The following is a 16329-nucleotide window of genomic DNA, read 5'->3' as shown; positions in this document are numbered from 1 at the left end:
CGCACCCGCGGCGGGCCGCGTCGGGCGCAGTGCCTCGACGTGACCCGCCCCTGGGTGAGTGACCGTGTTCAGCTGTTCGGTCAGCTCGTGACGCTGATCGTGTCGAGCGCTGCCTGGACCTCGGTGCGCAGCGCGTCCGAGATCGGGGCGGAGCCGGCGACGGACGGCTCGGCGGCGCGCGCCTGGCCCTCCTCGCTGGCGACGTAGGTCAGGTACGCCTTGACGTTGGCGGCGTCCTCGGCCGTGTCGTAGGTGTCGCACGCGATCGAGTAGGAGATGAGGACCAGCGGGTAGGCGCCGGCCTCGGTCGTGGTGCGGTCGATCTCGACGACGAGGCGCTTGTCGGTCGCGTCCGCGGCGCGCGGCGAGGCGTCGACGACCTTGGCCGCGGCCTCGGGCGAGAACGGCACGTACTCCTCGCCGACCTTGATCGCGGCCGTGCCCAGGTCACCGGCGCGCGAGGCGTCGGCGTACCCGATGGCACCCTCGGCGCCCGTGACGGTGTCGACGACACCCTGCGTGCCCTGACCGGACTGGCCGCCGGACAGCGGCCAGTCACCGCTCGCCTCGTGCGGCCAGGCGCCGTTCGAGGCGTCCGCGAGGTACTCGGTGAAGTTCTCCGTGGTGCCGGACTCGTCCGAACGGTTCACGGGGATGATCGCGGTGTCGGGGAGCGTGACGCCCTCGTTCTCCGCGGCGATGGCCGGGTCGTTCCAGGTCGTGATCTCGCGGTTGAAGATCTTCGCGAGCGTCTCGGCCGAGAGGTTCAGGTGCTCGGCGTCGACACCGGGCAGGTTGTAGATCACGGCGATGGGGCTGATGTAGAGCGGGACCTCGATGGCCTCGCCGCCGAAGCAGCGGTCCGTCGCGGTCGCGAGCTCGTCGTCCTTGAGTGCGGCGTCCGAGCCGGCGAACTGCGTCGCACCGGAGAGGAACTGCTCGCGGCCGCCGCCCGAGCCCACCGCGTCGTAGCTGAGGGTCACGCCCGGGGCGATGTCACCGAAGCCGGCGATCCAGCCGGCCACGGCCTTCTCCTGGGACGAGGCGCCCGCACCGGCGAGCGTTCCCGTGAGGTCCTCGGTCGAGCCGTTCGATGCGCCGTCGGTGGCGGCGCCACCGCCGGAGTCGGTGCTGTTCGAGCCGCACGCTGCCAACGTCAACGCGAGCACGCCGACGGCTGCTGCGGAACCTGCGCGGGTGAATCGGCTGAGCTTCACTCTCTTCTTCCATCCTGTCAACGCGGGGGCACCAGCGAGCGCCGGTGACAACAACGACGCTAAGCAGCCCGGGTGACGCGTTCCGGTGCTCCGGGTGAACGACGGATGAACAGTGCACAGACTCTTGCGGCCTGTGGACAGAGCAGGTGCAGCGTGCCCGACGGCGGCCCGGTGAGCGAGGACACGCTCCCCAGGGCCCCCACCGGTTGCCCCGCCCGGACGCGTCGGGAAGTCTGGTGAGAACAGGTCGCCGGGCCGTCACCACGACCCGGCGATCCGAGGTCGATCGACGGCCGCACCACGACGGACGTCAGGAGGACCCCTGTGACAGACGACGGCACGAGCCATCCGCACCCGGCCGAGGGCGAGCCGGAGGCGTCGGCGACGACCCCGGTCGGGGAGCCGGACGCCGGCACCGGCCTCGCCACGTCACGCACCGACGCCCCCGAGGTCGCCCCGACCGACCCGGCCGCGAACCAGACCCGGCCCGCCGACGGCACCCCGCCCCCGCCCGAGGACGCGACGGCGTCGGGCACTGCGGCCCTGCCCGCCCCGACCGGGCGCATGTACCCGCGTGTCTTCTACCCCGCCGCGGGCCTGATCCTGCTGTTCGTGCTCCTCGCGATGGTCTTCACCGACGGGACCACGGCGGTCCTGAAGACGCTCCAGGCCGACGTGATCGGTGCGTTCGGCTGGTACTACGTGCTCATCGTGGCCGGGTTCGTCATCTTCGCGCTGTGGATGGGGCTGAGCCGCTTCGGCGACATCGTGCTCGGCAAGGACGACGAGACCCCGCTGTTCCGGCTGCCCGTGTGGTTCGCGATGCTGTTCGCGACGGGCATGGGGATCGGGCTCGTGTACTGGGGAGCGGCCGAGCCGCTGACCCACTACGCGACCCCCAAGCCCGGAGTCACGGGCGATCCCGCCGCGCTCGCGCAGGCCGCGATGGGGCAGAGCTACCTGCACTGGGGCGTGCACGCCTGGGCGATCTACGTCGTCGCGGGCCTCGCGCTCGCCTACGCGATCCACCGCAAGGGGCGGCCCGTCTCGATCCGGTGGGCCCTCGAACCGCTGCTCGGCGACCGGGTCAAGGGCCGCCTCGGCGACGCGGTCGACGTCGTCGCGGTGCTCGGCACCGTGTTCGGCGTCGCGACCTCGCTCGGCTTCGGCGTCCTGCAGATCGGCGCCGGGCTCGGCTTCCTGAACGTCGCCGAGCCAGGACTCTCGCTCCAGATCGGTCTCATCGTCGGGATCACGGCCGTCGCGACGCTCTCGGTCGCGTCCGGCCTGGGGCGCGGGATGAAGTGGCTCTCCAACGGCAACATGGTCCTCGCGGGCGTCCTGGCCCTCACGGTGCTCGTCGTCGGCCCCACGCTCTTCCTGCTGCGCGACTACGTGCAGTCCATGGGGTACTACCTGCAGAACGTCATCCGGCTCACGTTCGACACCACGGCCTTCCAGGGCGACGCGGGCCTCGAGTGGCAGTCGTCGTGGACGATCTTCTACTGGGGCTGGTGGATCTCCTGGGCACCGTTCGTGGGCGTCTTCATCGCACGCATCTCCCGGGGCCGCACCATCCGGGAGTTCGTGATGGGCACGCTCCTGGTCCCGACGCTCGTGACGTTCCTGTGGTTCTCGGTCTTCGGCGGCTCGGCGCTGTACCGGCAGATCTTCGGCGACGGCGGGCTCATAGGCCCCGACGGGAGCGTCGACACCGACACGGTGCTCTTCCAGCTCCTGGGCGACCTGCCGGGCGGCCCGGTGCTCACGGTCCTCGCGATCGTTCTCATCGGGGTGTTCTTCGTGACGTCCGCCGACTCCGGCTCGTTCGTCGTCGGGATGCTGACCTCGGGCGGCGACCCGCACCCCGCCGTCTGGAACCGGATCCTGTGGGCCGTCCTGTCCGGCCTCCTCGCGATCGCCCTGCTGATCTCGGGCGGCCTCACCGCGCTCCAGACGGCCGCGATCCTCATCGCCCTGCCGTTCTCGGTCGTGATGATCGGGATGGCTCTGTCCACCGTGATCGCCCTGCGCGAGGAGCACAGCGCGATCCTGCGTGCCGAACGGGCGCAGGCCCGCCTGGCCCTCACCCAGCACGTCACGCGCCGCGTCACCGAGTCCATCTCCGAGCAGTGGGACGAGCTCTACGGCAGCGACGGGCGCAGACCGCCCAAGCCGCCGAAACCTCCAAAGACGCCCGCCGAGCGGCGGGGGGCTCTCATCGGTCGGCCTCGGCGGCGCGGCGACCGCGACGCACCGCCCGGCGGCCCACCCTCGGGTCCGCCGCCCGCCTGACACGACCGTCGCCCCGCCGCCCGGTCCGAGCGTCGCCCGGGCGGCCCGCGCCACGTGCGGCCCGGGCGGGCCGGGCGGGCCCTCGCCGGCAGGCGTACCGGCGCTCCCGTCCTTGGCGCGTCCTACGCGGCGCCGTCGGCCACCTTGTAGCCCAGGCCACGGACCGTGAGCAGGTAGCGCGGGGTCGCGGGATCGGGCTCGATCTTGGAGCGGATGCGCTTGACGTGCACGTCGAGGGTCTTGGTGTCGCCCACGTAGTCGGCGCCCCAGACCCGGTCGATGAGCTGCCCGCGTGTCAGCACGCGTCCGGCGTTGCGCAGCAGCAGCTCGAGCAGCTCGAACTCCTTGAGCGGGAACGAGACGAGCTCCCCGTGCACCGAGACGGTGTGCCGCTCGACGTCCATCCTGACCGGACCGACCTCGAGCGCACCGTCGTCCTCGGGCTCGCCAGCGGTGGCCTCCGCGCCGCCCTGGCGGCGCAGCACCGCACGGACGCGCGCGAGGAGCTCACGGAACGAGTAGGGCTTGGTCACGTAGTCGTCGGCCCCGAGCTCGAGACCCACGACCTTGTCGATCTCCGAGTCCTTGGCCGTGAGCATGATGACGGGCACGTTCCCGCGCTGGCGCAGCTCGCGGCACACCTCGGTGCCGCTCAGCCCGGGGAGCATGAGGTCGAGCAGCACCAGGTCCGCTCCCCCGGCGTCGTACGCGGCCAGTGCCTCGGGACCCGTCGCCGCCTCGACGACGTCGAAGCCCTCACGGGCCAGCTGATAGGTCAGAGGGTCGCGGTACGACTCCTCGTCCTCGACGACCAGGATGCGCGTCACGCACCCACCTCCTTGGTTCTGGGGGACGTGCCCTGATGGGGAGCTGCCTGGGAGCCCTGCGCCCTGGAGGGTGCGAGGCCGGGATTCGGGTGGTCGTCGGGAGCGGCCGGTTCGCCGGGGGCCGCCGGGTCGTCGGGGGCCGCCGGGTCGCCGGGGGCGGCTGGGTCGCCGGCGGCGGCCGGGTCGGCCGGGTCGCCGGGGGCGGCAGAGGCAGCCGCGGCCGCGGGCTCCGAGGACTCCGAGGGCTCGTCCACGTCGTCCCCGTCCGGGTCGGCGCTGCTCTCGAAGCCCTCGGCGGTCGGGTTCGCCGCGGGGATGCGCAGCGTGAACGTCGAGCCGCGGCCCGGCTCGGACCACATGGTCACCTCGCCGCCGTGGTCGGCCGCGATGTGCTTGACGATGCTGAGCCCGAGCCCGGTCCCGCCCGTGTCGCGGGAGCGCGCGGGGTCGACCCGGTAGAAGCGCTCGAACACGCGCTGCTGCTGGCCCTCGGAGATGCCGATGCCCTGGTCCACGACCGCGATCTCGACGAGGTCTCCGACCACGCTCACCCCGACCCCGACACGGGTGTTCTCGCCCGAGTAGGCGACCGCGTTGTCGAGCAGGTTGCGCACCGCGGTCACGAGCAGCGCGTGGTCCCCGTAGACCACGGCGTCGAGGTCCCCGCCGACGGTCAGCACGATGCCCTTGCCCTGCGCGGTGGTGCGGGCCCGGTCGACGGACTCCTCCACGACGCCGCGCACGGGCACGGCCGTGACGGCCTGGAGCGCACCGGCGACCTGGAGGCGCGAGAGCTCGATGATCTCCTGGACCAGCGCGGACAGGCGCGTGGCCTCCTGCTGCATGCGGCCCGTGAAGCGGCGGACCGCGACCGGGTCGTCCGCGGCGTCCTGGACCGTCTCGGCCAGCAGCGCGAGCGCCCCCACGGGGGTCTTGAGCTCGTGCGACACGTTGACCACGAAGTCGCGGCGGATCGCGTCGACCCGCCTCGCCTCGGTCCGGTCCTCCGCGAGGACCAGGATGTGGTGGGGGCCGACCTGCGCGACCCGGACCTGCAGCATGACCATGCCGCGCCCCACCGGCCCGCGCGGGAGCTCGAGCTCCTCGTCGCGGATCACGCCGTCACGCTGGACCTCCTCGATCATGTCGAGGATCGGGGCGTGCACGATCGCGTCGCCGCGCACCACGCCCAGCGCGTACGCCGGCGGGCTCGCCCGCACGACCTCGCCCTCGGCGTCGAGCACCACGGCTGCGGACCGCAGCACCGCGAGGACACGGACCAGGCCCTCGTCGAGCTCGGGCGCCTCCTCGTCCGGCATGCTCCGCAGCGCGCGCTCGCTGAACCGGAACGCGAGCGTCGCGAAGACGCCGACGAGGAGCCCGATGACTCCTGCGACGAGCAGCCCGATGCCCTCCTGGATTCCTTCCACGTCACCAGCGTACGGTCGTCCCCCGAGCCCACCCGACCACCCGGGGCGGTTCGCCCGGCGCGTGTCCAAGAGTTCACGTGGCGTCGTCCCACCGTTCACCTGACCGTTCACCTCCCCGTTCACCGCGGCTGTCATGGTGGTCTCTGCTGGTCACCAGGAAAGGGAACCGATGCGGGAAATCTTCGAGGCCGAGCTCAAGCAGGTCGGCGACGACCTCGCCGAGATGAGTCGGCTGGTCGAGTCGGCCATCAGTCGAGCCGGGACGGCGCTGCTCACCGCAGACCTCCAGCTCGCGCAGTCCGTCATCGCGTCCGACCACGCGATCGACGCCCTCGAGCGCGAGCTCGACGAGCGGTGCGTCCTGCTGCTCGCACAGCAGCAGCCGGTCGCGACCGACCTGCGCGTCGTCGTGAGCGCCCTGCGCATGAGCGCGACCCTGGAGCGCATGGGCGACCTCGCCCGGCACGTCGCCCAGGTCGCGCGCGGCCGCTACCCGGCGCACGCGATCCACCCCCTGCTGGAGGGGACGTTCTCCCAGATGCACGACGCCGCGACCCGGGTCGCGCGCCGCACCACGACGCTGCTCACGACGCGGGACCTGACGGTCGCGGCCAACGTCGAGCGGGACGACGACCTGCTGGACCACCTGCACCAGGACACGTTCGCGGCGATCCTGGGGCCGGACTGGACCGGCACGCCGCAGGAGACGGTCGACGTGACCCTCGTGGGCCGCTACTACGAGCGCTTCGGCGACCACGGGGTCTCGATCGCCAAGCGCGTGACGTTCCTCGTCACGGGCGACTTCGCGGAGGGCCGCGGCCAGGCCATGCGCGCCTAGCGAGTCCCCAGGCCCCGGGTCCCCGGACCCGGCCCCCCTTTTCGCTGCCGAGCATGCGGTTGGCGTCGAGAATCACGTGATTCTCGACGCCAACCGCATGCTCGTGGTGCGTCCACCGCATGCTCGGCAGCGAGGGGGCGACGACCCACGCGGACCGCACGGCACGCTGTGGGCGTCTCCCACCCCACCAACGCCCGACGGCGCCGCTCCCCTCGCGAGGGGAGCGGCGCCGTCGGGCGTTCGCGTCAGAGCGACGGGGCGATCAGCGACCCTGGTTCGCGACCGCGGCGATCGCGTCCGCCGCAGCAGCCGGGTCGAGGTACTTGCCGCCCTTGACGACGGGGACCAGGTTCTCGTCCAGCTCGTAGACCAGCGGGATGCCCGTGGGCACGTTGAGGCCCGCGATGTCCTCGTCCGAGATGCCGTCGAGGTGCTTGATGATCGCGCGCAGCGAGTTGCCGTGCGCCGCGACGAGGACCGTCTTGCCGGCCTTGAGGTCGGGGACGACCTCACCCTCCCAGTACGGCAGGGCGCGCTCGAGCACGTCCTTGAGGCACTCGGTCTGCACGACCGGGGCGTCCGCGTAGCGCGGGTCCGTGTCCTGCGAGAACTCCGAGCCCAGCTCGATCGCGGGCGGCGGCACGTCGTACGAACGACGCCACAACATGAACTGCTCCTCGCCGAACTCGGCGAGCGTCTGCTTCTTGTCCTTGCCCTGGAGCGCACCGTAGTGGCGCTCGTTGAGACGCCACGAGCGCTTCACGGGGATCCAGTGACGGTCGGCCGAGTCCAGGGCGAGGTTCGCCGTGGTGATCGCGCGACGCAGCAGCGACGTGTGCACGACGTCCGGGAGCACGCCCGCGTCCGTCAGCAGGCTCCCGCCGCGCTTCGCCTCCTCGACGCCCTTCTCCGAGAGTGCGACGTCCACCCAGCCGGTGAACAGGTTCTTGGCATTCCATTCGCTCTCGCCGTGGCGGAGCAGCACGAGGGTGTAGGTCATGGTGACCATCCTGCCGCACGAGGGACCCGGCGACCGCGCTGTCCCGGGAAATGGTCACCGAACATCTACGGAACGGGAATCTCTCGTCGGCACGTGGCCCGGGAATGGTGACGCGCGCCACGCGTTGCACCAGGTATGCCGATCACCGGAGAGTACGCACCCAGCACGAGCGACTGGGCCCGCAAACAGGCCGAGCTCTACGAGAGCTCCGGAGGGACGAAGGGCACCACCCTGCGCGGCATGCCCGTCGTGATCCTGTGGACCCTCGGCGCGAAGAGCGGCAAGATCCGCAAGACCCCGCTCATGCGCGTCGAGCACGACGGCGACTACGCGGTCGTCGCCTCGCTCGGAGGGGCCCCGCAGCACCCCGTCTGGTACCACAACATCGTCGCGGACCCCCACGTCGAGCTCCAGGACGGGCCCGAGCGCCACGACTACACGGCCCGCGAGGTCACGGGCGACGAGAAGGCGCTGTGGTGGGAGCGCGCCGTCGCGGCCTACCCCGACTACGCGAGCTACCAGGAACGCACCGACCGCGAGATCCCGGTGTTCGTGCTGGAGCGTCGGGACTGACCGCGGGCGTCCCGGCCGGGCGGGCCCAGCACCACCGCCTTGCTCAGCGCGGTCGGCGCGCCCGCACCTCGGCCGCCTGCTCGTACACCGCGAGCATGGCCTCGGCCGTCGCGTCCCAGCCGTAGCGTTCGCTCACCCGCCGGGCACCCGAGGCGAGCTCCGCACGGCGCGCGTCGTCGGCGAGGAGGTCGCTCAGCGTCCGCGACCAGGTCCACGGGTTGTGGTCGGGCACCAGGATCCCGGAGACGCCGTCCTCGACGACCGTCCGCAGGCCGCCCACGGCCGCCGCGACCACGGGGGTGCCGGACGCCTGCGCCTCGGCCGCGACCAGCCCGAACGACTCGTTGTGCGAGGGCACCGCGACGAGGTCCGCCGCGCGGTAGTAGCGCACGAGCTCGTCGCGCGGCACCGGAGGCCGCACGATCACGTGGTCGGAGACTCCCATCTGGTAGGCCAACGCCTCGAGCTCGCGCACGGCCGTCATGCGCCCGCTCGGACCGCCGAGGACCACGAGGGTCGGCAGCGGCTCGTCGTGGTCCGCGAGGACGCCGAGCGCCCGGACCAGCACGTCGGGAGCCTTGAGCGGCTGGACGCGCCCCGCGAACAGCACGAGCCTGCCCGTCGTGGGCAGCCCGAGAGCAGCCCGCAGCGACTCCTTGGTCTGCCCCGCGGCGGGGGGCGAGAACAGGTCGAGGTCGACGCCCGGCGGCACGACGTGCACCTTCGCGGGGTCCGCCCCGTACTCGTCGACGAGGTCCTTGAACTCCTCGGGCGTGCTCGCCACGAGTGCGTCCGCCTCGGCGACCACCTGCTCCTCGCCGATGATCCGCCCGAGCGGCTCCGGGGCGTCCCCCGGGGCGAGGGCGGCGTTCTTCACGCGGGCCATGGTGTGCATCGAGTTCACGAGCGGCACGTCCCACCGGTCGGCCGCGAGCCAGCCCGCCTGGCCGGACAACCAGTAGTGCGTGTGGACCACGTCGTACCAGCCCGCGTCCCGACGCGCCTCGGCCCGCAGGACCCCGGCCGTGAAGGCGCAGAGCTGGCCGGGCAGGTCGTTCTTGTCGAGCCCCTCGAACGGTCCGGCCACGACGTGGCGCACCAGGACGCCGTCCTCGGCCTCGACCACGGGAGGCTGGGCCGACGACGTCGCGCGCGTGAAGATCTCGACCTTGGCACCGCGTCGCGCCAGCGCCCGCGACAGCTCGGTGATGTACACGTTCATGCCGCCCGCGTCGCCCGTGCCGGGTTGGTCGAGCGGCGAGGTGTGCACCGAGAGCATCGCGATGCGCGGCGAGTCCTTCACGGCGCTCAGGCCTCCACGACGCAGGCCGGGACGGGGACCGCGAGCTCGTCGACGACGATGCCCCCACCGTCCACCCGGTCGATCCGCAGGACCGTGAGGTTCGACGAGTTCTGGTTCGCGACCACCACGAGGTCCGCTGCGGGGATGCCCTCACCCGTGGGAGCCAGCACCGCGAAGTGCCGCGGCCAGGCCCCACCGAGCGGGGTGTCGGTGAGGTGCTCGAGGACGGGAGCAGCGCCGTCGGGCCTCGTGACCGCGAACGTGGACAGGACGTCCGCGCCACGGATCGCGACGAACAGGCGCGAGCCGTCCGCGCTCAGCGCGACGTGCGACGGGTAGTTGCGCCCGCCCGCCGGGAGCGGGGCCGCCGTCGCGTCGACCGAGCCGGCCACCTCGAAGGTGCCGCCGTCGGTAGGGACCAGGACGTAGACACGCGCGTCGAGCTCGGTCGCGACGAAGAGCGCGGCGGGTGTGCCGTGAGCACCGTCGAGGACCGCGAGGTGCCGCGGTCCGGCTCCCCCCGGGAAGCCGGCCACGACGCGGGCCGGGCTGCCGCCGTCGGGTCCCTCGGCGAGGGCGCGAAGCTCCGCGAGCGAGTGCGGGTAGGCGCGGAGCTCGTCCGTGCCCAGGTCCACCACGACCGGCTCCCCCGCGACCGCTGCCACGAAGTGGGCGTGCGGCCCCTCCTGGCGGTCCGTGTCCGGCCCGGTCCCTCGGTGCCGCAGGCGCAGCGGCGCCGTCGGGGCGCCCGAGGCGTCGAGCGGGACGACCGCGAACGTGCCGTCCCCGTAGTTGGTGACCCACAGGGCCTCGTCGGTCGCGACCAGGTGGCACGGGTACGTGCCCCCGCTCGGGACCGTGCCCAGCGGCGCGAGGCCCCCGCCCGGTGTGATCTCGAAGCCGCTCACGGCCCCCTGCTCGGTCTCGGAGACCGCGTACAGGCGCGTGCCGCTCGGGTCGAGCGCGACGAACGACGGCGACGGGGTCACGGCCGCCAGGACCGGCGCACCCAGCGCCCCCGTCGAGGCGTCGACCGACAACCGCCAGACCCCCTCGCCGCTCCCGGGCTCCGCGCCCTCGGGGTACGTGCCGAGCCAGAGGGTCCGCGAGTCCGTGCCGGCCGCCGCGGGCGGCGTCGTAGAAGTCATGCACAGAGCCTAGTAGCACCCGGACACGCGTCAGGGGCGCCCTGACCAGCCCTCCGCAGGACGGAGAACCGGTCAGGACGCCCCTGACCGCACGCAGCGAAAGAAATCAGTGCGCCGCGTCGTAAGCCTGCTGGACGTCGGCCGAGATACGACCGCGCTCGCTGACCGTGTAACCGTTGGAGCGCGCCCATTCACGGATCTCCGTCGCCCGCGACGGACCCGCTGCAGAAGAACGCGTCTTGCGCGCGACCGGGCGAGCGCCGCCGCGCGTGACCTTGCGTGCGTGACCGACCCACGACGCAAAGGCGTCGCGCAATTCCTGGGCGTGAGCCGAGCTGAGGTCGATCTCGTAGGAGACACCGTCGAGGGCGAACGTGACGGACTCGTCCGCGACCCCACCGTCGACGTCGTCGACGAGAATTACCTGGACCTTCTGTGCCACTGTGCTACCTCGCGTCTTCGAGAATTGATGCTGGTATCTCGAAGTGTGCCATTACGAGGTTATGACGTCAAAGTCAAAGCGCGTGTCGCGGCAACTCGCAAGGAACCTAAGATTCCTCGGACGCCCGCGCACGGGCGTCGGCCCGCTCCGTCCGGGCGTCGAGCTCGGCCATGGCGTGCCGTTCGTTACGGTCCGCGCGGATGATGGCGCGCATCGCGAAATAGAAGAGGATGCCGACCCCGACCGAAGGGATCAGGGCATAGACGGCAGGCCAGAAATCGCTCATGCGGGCCAGTCTACGACCGCCGCACGCGTGCGGGGTGCGCGTCCGGCGGGCGCGCATCCCGCGCCCGCCGCCTCGTGCCCGCCCGCACGACACGGGCGGGCTCCCGCCTCGCGGCTCACTGCGCGGGCTTGACCAGCGGGAAGAGGATCGTCTCGCGGATACCGTGACCGGTCAGCGCCATGAGAAGGCGGTCGAGACCCATTCCCATGCCCCCCGAGGGCGGCATCGCGTACTCCATCGCTGTGAGGAAGTCCTCGTCGAGACGCATGGCCTCGTCGTCGCCCGCGGCCGCGAGGACCGCCTGCGCCTCGAAACGCTGACGCTGGATCACGGGGTCGACGAGCTCGGAATAGGCCGTCGCGAGCTCGAATCCCCGGACGTACAGGTCCCACTTCTCGACCTGTCCCTTGACAGTGCGGTGGTCCCGGGTCAGCGGCGACGTCTCGACCGGGAAGTCACGGACGAATGTCGGCGCGTACAGGTGGTCGCCCACCTGGTGCTCCCAGATCTCTTCCACGAGCTTGCCGTGCCCGGCACGCTTGGTGTCGTACGAAATCTCGAGGCGGTCCGCGATCTTGGACAGGTGTTCCACAGAGGTTTCCGGGGTGATCTCCTCACCCAGCGCCGCCGACAAGGAGTCGTACATCTTGAGCTGCGCCCATTCCCCGCCGAGCTCGTACTGCTCACCGTCGGGAAGGTCGATCGTGGTCGTTCCCAGCGCATCCTGTGCCGCACGCTGGACGAGGTTCTGGGTCAGCTCGGCCATGGTGTTGTAATCACCGTAGGCCTCGTACGCCTCGAGCATCGCGAATTCCGGCGAGTGCGTCGAGTCCGCTCCCTCGTTACGGAAGTTGCGGTTGATCTCGAACACCCGCTCCACGCCGCCGACGACCGCACGCTTGAGGAACAGCTCAGGCGCGATGCGCAGGTACAGCTCCATGTCGAACGCATTCATGTGCGTCGTGAACGGACGAGCCGCCGCACCACCATGAATGGTCTGGAGCATCGGGGTCTCGACCTCGAGGTAGCCGCGCTCGTGGAAGTTCTCGCGCAGCGACCGCACCACGGCCGCACGCAGCCGGACCATGTCGCGTGCCGCAGGGCGGGCGATCAGGTCGACGTAGCGCTGACGGACACGGCTCTCCTCCGAGAGCTCCTTGTGCAGCACGGGCAGCGGGCGCAGCGACTTCGCCGCGATCTTCCACTCGTCCGCGAAGATGCTCAGCTCACCACGACGCGAGCTGATGACCCGGCCGTGCGCGAACAGGTGGTCCCCCAGGTCCACGTCGGCCTTGAACGCCGCGAGCGACTCCTCGCCCACCACGGCCTGGCTCAGCATGACCTGGAGACGGTTGCCCTCGCCGTCCTGCAGGGTCACGAAGCACAGCTTGCCCGTGTTGCGCAGGTACACGACACGACCCGCCACGCCCACGACGTCGTCGGTCTCCTGACCGCTCTCCAGGTGGTCGTACGCCTCGCGGACCTGGGCGATCGTGTGCGTGCGCGGCACCGAGACGGGGTACGCCTCCTCGCCCTGCGCCAGCAGGCGCTCGCGCTTCTCGCGCCGGACCCGCAGCTGCTCGGGGAGGTCGTCCGTCTCGTCGACCTCGACCGGGTCGGGGTTCACGACGGGAGCGGCATCGGCGGCGGGCACGGCGGCAGCAGCGGGATCGGGGGAAGTCACGCGACGATTCTACCGGGGCGAAGCGGGGCCGGGTCCGGGCCCGCGGCGCCCCGGTCGGGCCGGGCCGACCCCGGGTGATCCGGCGCTGGGCCGGCCGGACCCCGGCGCCTCAGCCGATCAGGTCGAGCGCGAGGTCGAGGATCGGCGCCGAGTGCGTGAGCGCCCCCACCGACAGGTAGTCCACGCCCGTCCCGGCGACCTCACGGGCCCGGTCGAGCGTCAGGTTGCCCGTCGCCTCGAGCTCGATCTTCGCGGGGCCGCCCGGGGCGCCCTCGCGCTCGCGCACGAGCCGGACGGTCTCGGCGAGCACCGGGGTCGGCATGTTGTCGAGCAGCAGGAAGTCCGCGCCCGCGTCGAGGGCCTCCAGGGCCTGGTCGGTCGTGTCGGCCTCGACCTGGATCAGGACGTCGGGGAACATCGCGCGCACGGCCTCGATCGCGCCGCTCACCGAACCGGCCGCGACGACGTGGTTGTCCTTGACCATGGCGACGTCGTACAGCCCCATGCGCTTGTTCGTGCCGCCGCCCGCACGGACCGCGTACTTCTCCAGGGCCCGCAGGCCCGGGGTCGTCTTGCGGGTGTCGAGCACCTGCGCCCCCGTGCCGTCGAGCTCGCGGGCCCAGGCCCTCGTCGCGGTCGCGACGCCGCTCGCACGGCTCGCGAGGTTGAGAAGGGTGCGCTCGGCCGTCAGGAGCACCTGGACCGGGCCCGTGAGGGCCGCGAGGACGCGCCCGCGGGTCACCGCGTCGCCGTCCTGCGCGGTGAAGGTGACGGTCACGGGCGCCAGCCCGAAGCGCTCGGACACCTGCCGGGTGACCTCCTCGACCACGACGAGGCCCGCCACGACGCCGTCGGCCCTCGCCACGAGATGAGCCGTCCCCGTGCCCGACGGCGGCACGGTGGCCTGGGTGGTCACGTCCCGTCCGGGCGTGGGGCCGAGGTCCTCGTCGAGGGCGCGCGTGACGATGTCGGCGACCCACAGGGGGTCGAGACCGGGCTCGATGGGAGAGGGAGAGTTCACGGCGCTCACGCTACCGCCCGCCGAGGGAGATCGGTCGGAGTGCCTCAGCCAATCCGCAGCTCGCCGTCGGCCCCCAGCGTGATCTCGATCCGCCGCGCCCACGCGGGCTCGACCTCGGGGAAGTCCGTGCGGAAGTGGCCTCCGCGGCTCTCCTCGCGCAGCAGCGCGGCCTCGGTGAGCACGGTCGCGACCTGGTGCACGTTGGTCGTCTCCCACTCGGCGGTCTGGGGCGCGGCGACGACGTCGGTGGACCGGTGCGCGTCGGTGCGGACCGCCGCGAGCTTGTCGGCCGCGGCGCGCAGCCCCTCGCCGCTGCGGATCACGCCCGGTCCGGCCGACGAGACCGACTGGACCCGGGACCGTGCGGCGGCCGGCACGAGGGCCGCCTCGCCGTCGCGCTCGACGGGCGTCCCGAGCGGGAGCTCGCCGGCGGCCACCCGGGCCGTGATCTCCTGCGCGGCCCGGTAGGCGAAGACCAGTCCCTCCAGGAGCGAGTTCGACGCGAGCCGGTTGGCCCCGTGCACGCCCGTGCACGCGACCTCGCCCACGGCGTACAGGCCGTCGAGCGTCGAGCGCCCGTGGAGGTCCGTGACGATGCCGCCCGAGTGGTAGTGCTGGGCGGGCGCGACGGGGACGGGCTCCTCGGTGAGGTCGATGCCCTGGTCGAGCAGCCGTTCGGTGATGGTCGGGAAGCGCTTGCGCAGGAACTCGGCGCCGAGGTGGCGGGCGTCGAGCAGCACGTGGTCCGAGCCCGTCGCGGCCATCTGCCGCACGATCGCGTGCGCGACGACATCTCGCGGTGCGAGCTCGGCCATGGGGTGGACCGCGGGCATGAAGCGGTGACCGTCGGTGTCGAGGAGGATCGCGCCCTCACCCCGCAGCGCCTCGGAGATGAGCGGGAGCTGCCCCTTCGCGCCCAGGCCGAGCCACAGCACGGTGGGGTGGAACTGGACGAACTCGACGTCCCCGAGCGTCGCCCCGGCACGCAGCGCGGCGGCCATGCCGTCGCCCGTGGCCTGGGGCGGGTTGGTCGAGGAGCGGAAGACCTGCCCGATCCCGCCCGTCGCGAGGACGACCGCGCGGCCGAGCACGGCCCCGACGCCGTCGCGCGAGCCCTGGCCGCGCACGTGCAGCGTGACGCCGCAGGCGCGCGGGCCGCCGGGCTCGTCGGGGGACGTGGTGAGCACGTCGAGCACGAGGGCGTTCTCGATGACCTCGATCCCGGGGTCGGCGAGGACGGCCTCGAGCTGGGCGACGAGCGCCCGGGAGATCTCGGCGCCCGTGGCGTCGCCGCCCGCGTGCGCGATGCGGTCGGCGTGGTGCCCGCCCTCGCGCGTCAGGGCGATGTCGCCGCCGGGGGCGAGGTCGAAGTTCGCGCCGCGCGAGACGAGCTCACGCACGCGAGCGGGCCCCTCGGTCACGAGGACCTCGACCGCGGCGGGGTCGCACAGCCCGCCGCCCGCGGCGAGCGTGTCCTCGAGGTGCGCGGCCGGGGAGTCCGAGGGGTCGAGGGCCGCGGCGATCCCGCCCTGCGCCCAGACCGTGGACCCGGACGACAGCTCGCCCTTGGTCACGAGCAGGACGCGCGGCACCTGTGTGCGCAGCTCGAGCGCGGCCGTGAGCCCGGCGATGCCGGAGCCGACGACGATCGCGTCGACCGTGGTCGTCCAGCCGGGGGCCGGGGCGGCGAGGCGACGGGCCAGGCGGCGGGGCGCGCGCTCCCCGGTGCCCACCGCGACGGGAGCGGTACCGGGGGCCGCGACGGGCGCCCCGTCGGTGGAGACGTGCGCCTCCGCGGCCTGGGTCATTCGGCCGTGGCGGACTGGAACGGGGCGATGGGCAGGCCGCTCGGCTCGAGGTCGTAGCCCTCGGGCACGAGGCCGGGCTCCTCGCTGACCTCGACGATGCGGTTGTCCCCGTCGACGAACACGACGTTCGGCAGGAAGTGGCGCGCCTCGTGGTCGGCGATCATGCCGTAGGCGATGAGGATCACGGTGTCGCCAGGGTGCACGAGGTGCGCGGCGGCGCCGTTGATGCAGACCTTGCCCGAGCCGCGTTCGCCCGGGATCGCGTAGGTCGTCAGGCGTGAGCCGTTGGTGACGTCGACGATGTCGACCTGCTGGCCGGAGATGATGTCGGCGGCCTCGAGGAGGTCCACGTCGACGGTCACGGACCCGACGTAGTGGAGGTCCGCCTGCGTCACGGTGGCGCGGTGGATCTTGCCGATCATCATGGGTCGTTGCAAGGAAGCGGGGCGGCGCGTGC

15 protein-coding genes are annotated in these 16329 nt (G+C 72.4%); 3 read left to right on the top strand and 12 right to left on the bottom strand.

Translation table 11 applies throughout. From position 1 onward, the window contains the following. Positions 1-80 precede the first annotated feature (80 nt). Positions 81-1217, bottom strand: a complete 1137-nt coding sequence (gene pstS / locus JOD49_RS14610) for a phosphate ABC transporter substrate-binding protein PstS (protein ID WP_205307808.1) — start codon at positions 1215-1217, stop codon at positions 81-83. Positions 1218-1541: 324 nt separating this feature from the next. On the opposite strand from pstS, the gene JOD49_RS14605 reads away from it, so the two are divergent. After that, positions 1542-3512 (top strand): BCCT family transporter, encoded by a 1971-nt coding sequence (locus tag JOD49_RS14605; protein WP_307822563.1) that lies wholly within the window; start codon positions 1542-1544, stop codon positions 3510-3512. Between the two features lie 122 nt (positions 3513-3634). Here the strand turns inward: JOD49_RS14605 and JOD49_RS14600 are convergent, their stop codons facing one another. Continuing rightward, complete coding sequence (locus JOD49_RS14600) at positions 3635-4339, bottom strand: response regulator transcription factor (RefSeq protein ID WP_205307807.1); 705 nt, start codon at positions 4337-4339, stop codon at positions 3635-3637. Then, positions 4336-5769 carry a sensor histidine kinase gene (locus tag JOD49_RS14595; protein ID WP_205307806.1) on the bottom strand — a complete coding sequence of 478 codons (1434 nt, stop codon included), beginning with the start codon at positions 5767-5769 and terminating at the stop codon, positions 4336-4338. Before JOD49_RS14595 ends, JOD49_RS14600 begins: the two co-directional genes overlap by 4 nt. Before the next feature lie 169 nt (positions 5770-5938). On the opposite strand from JOD49_RS14595, the gene phoU reads away from it, so the two are divergent. Beyond that, the gene (gene phoU / locus JOD49_RS14590) at positions 5939-6607 is read left to right on the top strand and encodes a phosphate signaling complex protein PhoU (protein ID WP_205307805.1); all 669 of its coding nucleotides are present in this window, start codon (positions 5939-5941) and stop codon (positions 6605-6607) included. 262 nt (positions 6608-6869) lie between these two features. Here the strand turns inward: phoU and JOD49_RS14585 are convergent, their stop codons facing one another. Continuing rightward, on the bottom strand, positions 6870-7607 hold the full coding sequence (locus tag JOD49_RS14585) for a phosphoglyceromutase (RefSeq protein ID WP_030144068.1): 738 nt from the start codon (positions 7605-7607) through the stop codon (positions 6870-6872). Between the two features lie 135 nt (positions 7608-7742). Here JOD49_RS14585 and JOD49_RS14580 point away from each other — a divergent pair, with 135 nt between their 5' ends. Beyond that, positions 7743-8180, top strand: a complete 438-nt coding sequence (locus tag JOD49_RS14580; RefSeq protein WP_205307804.1) for a nitroreductase family deazaflavin-dependent oxidoreductase — start codon at positions 7743-7745, stop codon at positions 8178-8180. A 43-nt stretch (positions 8181-8223) separates the two neighbouring features. On the opposite strand, the gene mshA is transcribed toward JOD49_RS14580, so the two are convergent. From mshA to panD, 8 genes are all read right to left on the bottom strand, one after another. Continuing rightward, positions 8224-9459 carry a D-inositol-3-phosphate glycosyltransferase gene (mshA, locus tag JOD49_RS14575; RefSeq protein ID WP_205309010.1) on the bottom strand — a complete coding sequence of 412 codons (1236 nt, stop codon included), beginning with the start codon at positions 9457-9459 and terminating at the stop codon, positions 8224-8226. A 29-nt stretch (positions 9460-9488) separates the two neighbouring features. Beyond that, positions 9489-10631 carry a lactonase family protein gene (locus tag JOD49_RS14570; RefSeq protein WP_205307803.1) on the bottom strand — a complete coding sequence of 381 codons (1143 nt, stop codon included), beginning with the start codon at positions 10629-10631 and terminating at the stop codon, positions 9489-9491. 106 nt (positions 10632-10737) lie between these two features. Beyond that, positions 10738-11073 (bottom strand): histone-like nucleoid-structuring protein Lsr2, encoded by a 336-nt coding sequence (locus JOD49_RS14565; RefSeq protein WP_205307802.1) that lies wholly within the window; start codon positions 11071-11073, stop codon positions 10738-10740. A gap of 106 nt (positions 11074-11179) precedes the next feature. Further along, positions 11180-11359 (bottom strand): hypothetical protein, encoded by a 180-nt coding sequence (locus JOD49_RS14560; RefSeq protein WP_205307801.1) that lies wholly within the window; start codon positions 11357-11359, stop codon positions 11180-11182. Positions 11360-11474: 115 nt separating this feature from the next. Next, positions 11475-12986: a lysine--tRNA ligase gene (lysS, locus tag JOD49_RS14555; RefSeq protein WP_307822692.1), complete on the bottom strand. Its 1512-nt coding sequence runs from the start codon at positions 12984-12986 to the stop codon at positions 11475-11477. A gap of 166 nt (positions 12987-13152) precedes the next feature. Next, positions 13153-14064 (bottom strand): carboxylating nicotinate-nucleotide diphosphorylase, encoded by a 912-nt coding sequence (nadC, locus tag JOD49_RS14550; RefSeq protein ID WP_307822562.1) that lies wholly within the window; start codon positions 14062-14064, stop codon positions 13153-13155. A gap of 44 nt (positions 14065-14108) precedes the next feature. After that, positions 14109-15872, bottom strand: a complete 1764-nt coding sequence (locus JOD49_RS14545; RefSeq protein ID WP_205307799.1) for an L-aspartate oxidase — start codon at positions 15870-15872, stop codon at positions 14109-14111. Further along, positions 15869-16297 (bottom strand): aspartate 1-decarboxylase, encoded by a 429-nt coding sequence (gene panD, locus JOD49_RS14540; RefSeq protein WP_239526437.1) that lies wholly within the window; start codon positions 16295-16297, stop codon positions 15869-15871. Before panD ends, JOD49_RS14545 begins: the two co-directional genes overlap by 4 nt. Between the last annotated feature and the right edge of the window lie 32 nt (positions 16298-16329).

The organism is Oerskovia jenensis (genome assembly GCF_016907235.1).
GTDB lineage: Bacteria > Actinomycetota > Actinomycetes > Actinomycetales > Cellulomonadaceae > Oerskovia > Oerskovia jenensis.
This window is presented reverse-complemented; position numbering and strand designations above follow the sequence as displayed.

Excerpts from the sequence above, each read along its gene's own strand:
- phoU (WP_205307805.1), top strand. The coding sequence starts at position 5,939 with ATGCGGGAAATCTTCGAGGCCGAGCTCAAGCAGGTCGGCGACGACCTC.
- JOD49_RS14585 (WP_030144068.1), bottom strand. The coding sequence starts at position 7,607 with ATGACCTACACCCTCGTGCTGCTCCGCCACGGCGAGAGCGAATGGAAT.
- JOD49_RS14580 (WP_205307804.1), top strand. The coding sequence starts at position 7,743 with ATGCCGATCACCGGAGAGTACGCACCCAGCACGAGCGACTGGGCCCGC.
- mshA (WP_205309010.1), bottom strand. The coding sequence starts at position 9,459 with ATGCTCTCGGTGCACACCTCGCCGCTCGACCAACCCGGCACGGGCGAC.
- JOD49_RS14570 (WP_205307803.1), bottom strand. The coding sequence starts at position 10,631 with ATGACTTCTACGACGCCGCCCGCGGCGGCCGGCACGGACTCGCGGACC.
- JOD49_RS14560 (WP_205307801.1), bottom strand. The coding sequence starts at position 11,359 with ATGAGCGATTTCTGGCCTGCCGTCTATGCCCTGATCCCTTCGGTCGGG.
- JOD49_RS14545 (WP_205307799.1), bottom strand. The coding sequence starts at position 15,872 with ATGACCCAGGCCGCGGAGGCGCACGTCTCCACCGACGGGGCGCCCGTC.
- panD (WP_239526437.1), bottom strand. The coding sequence starts at position 16,297 with ATGATGATCGGCAAGATCCACCGCGCCACCGTGACGCAGGCGGACCTC.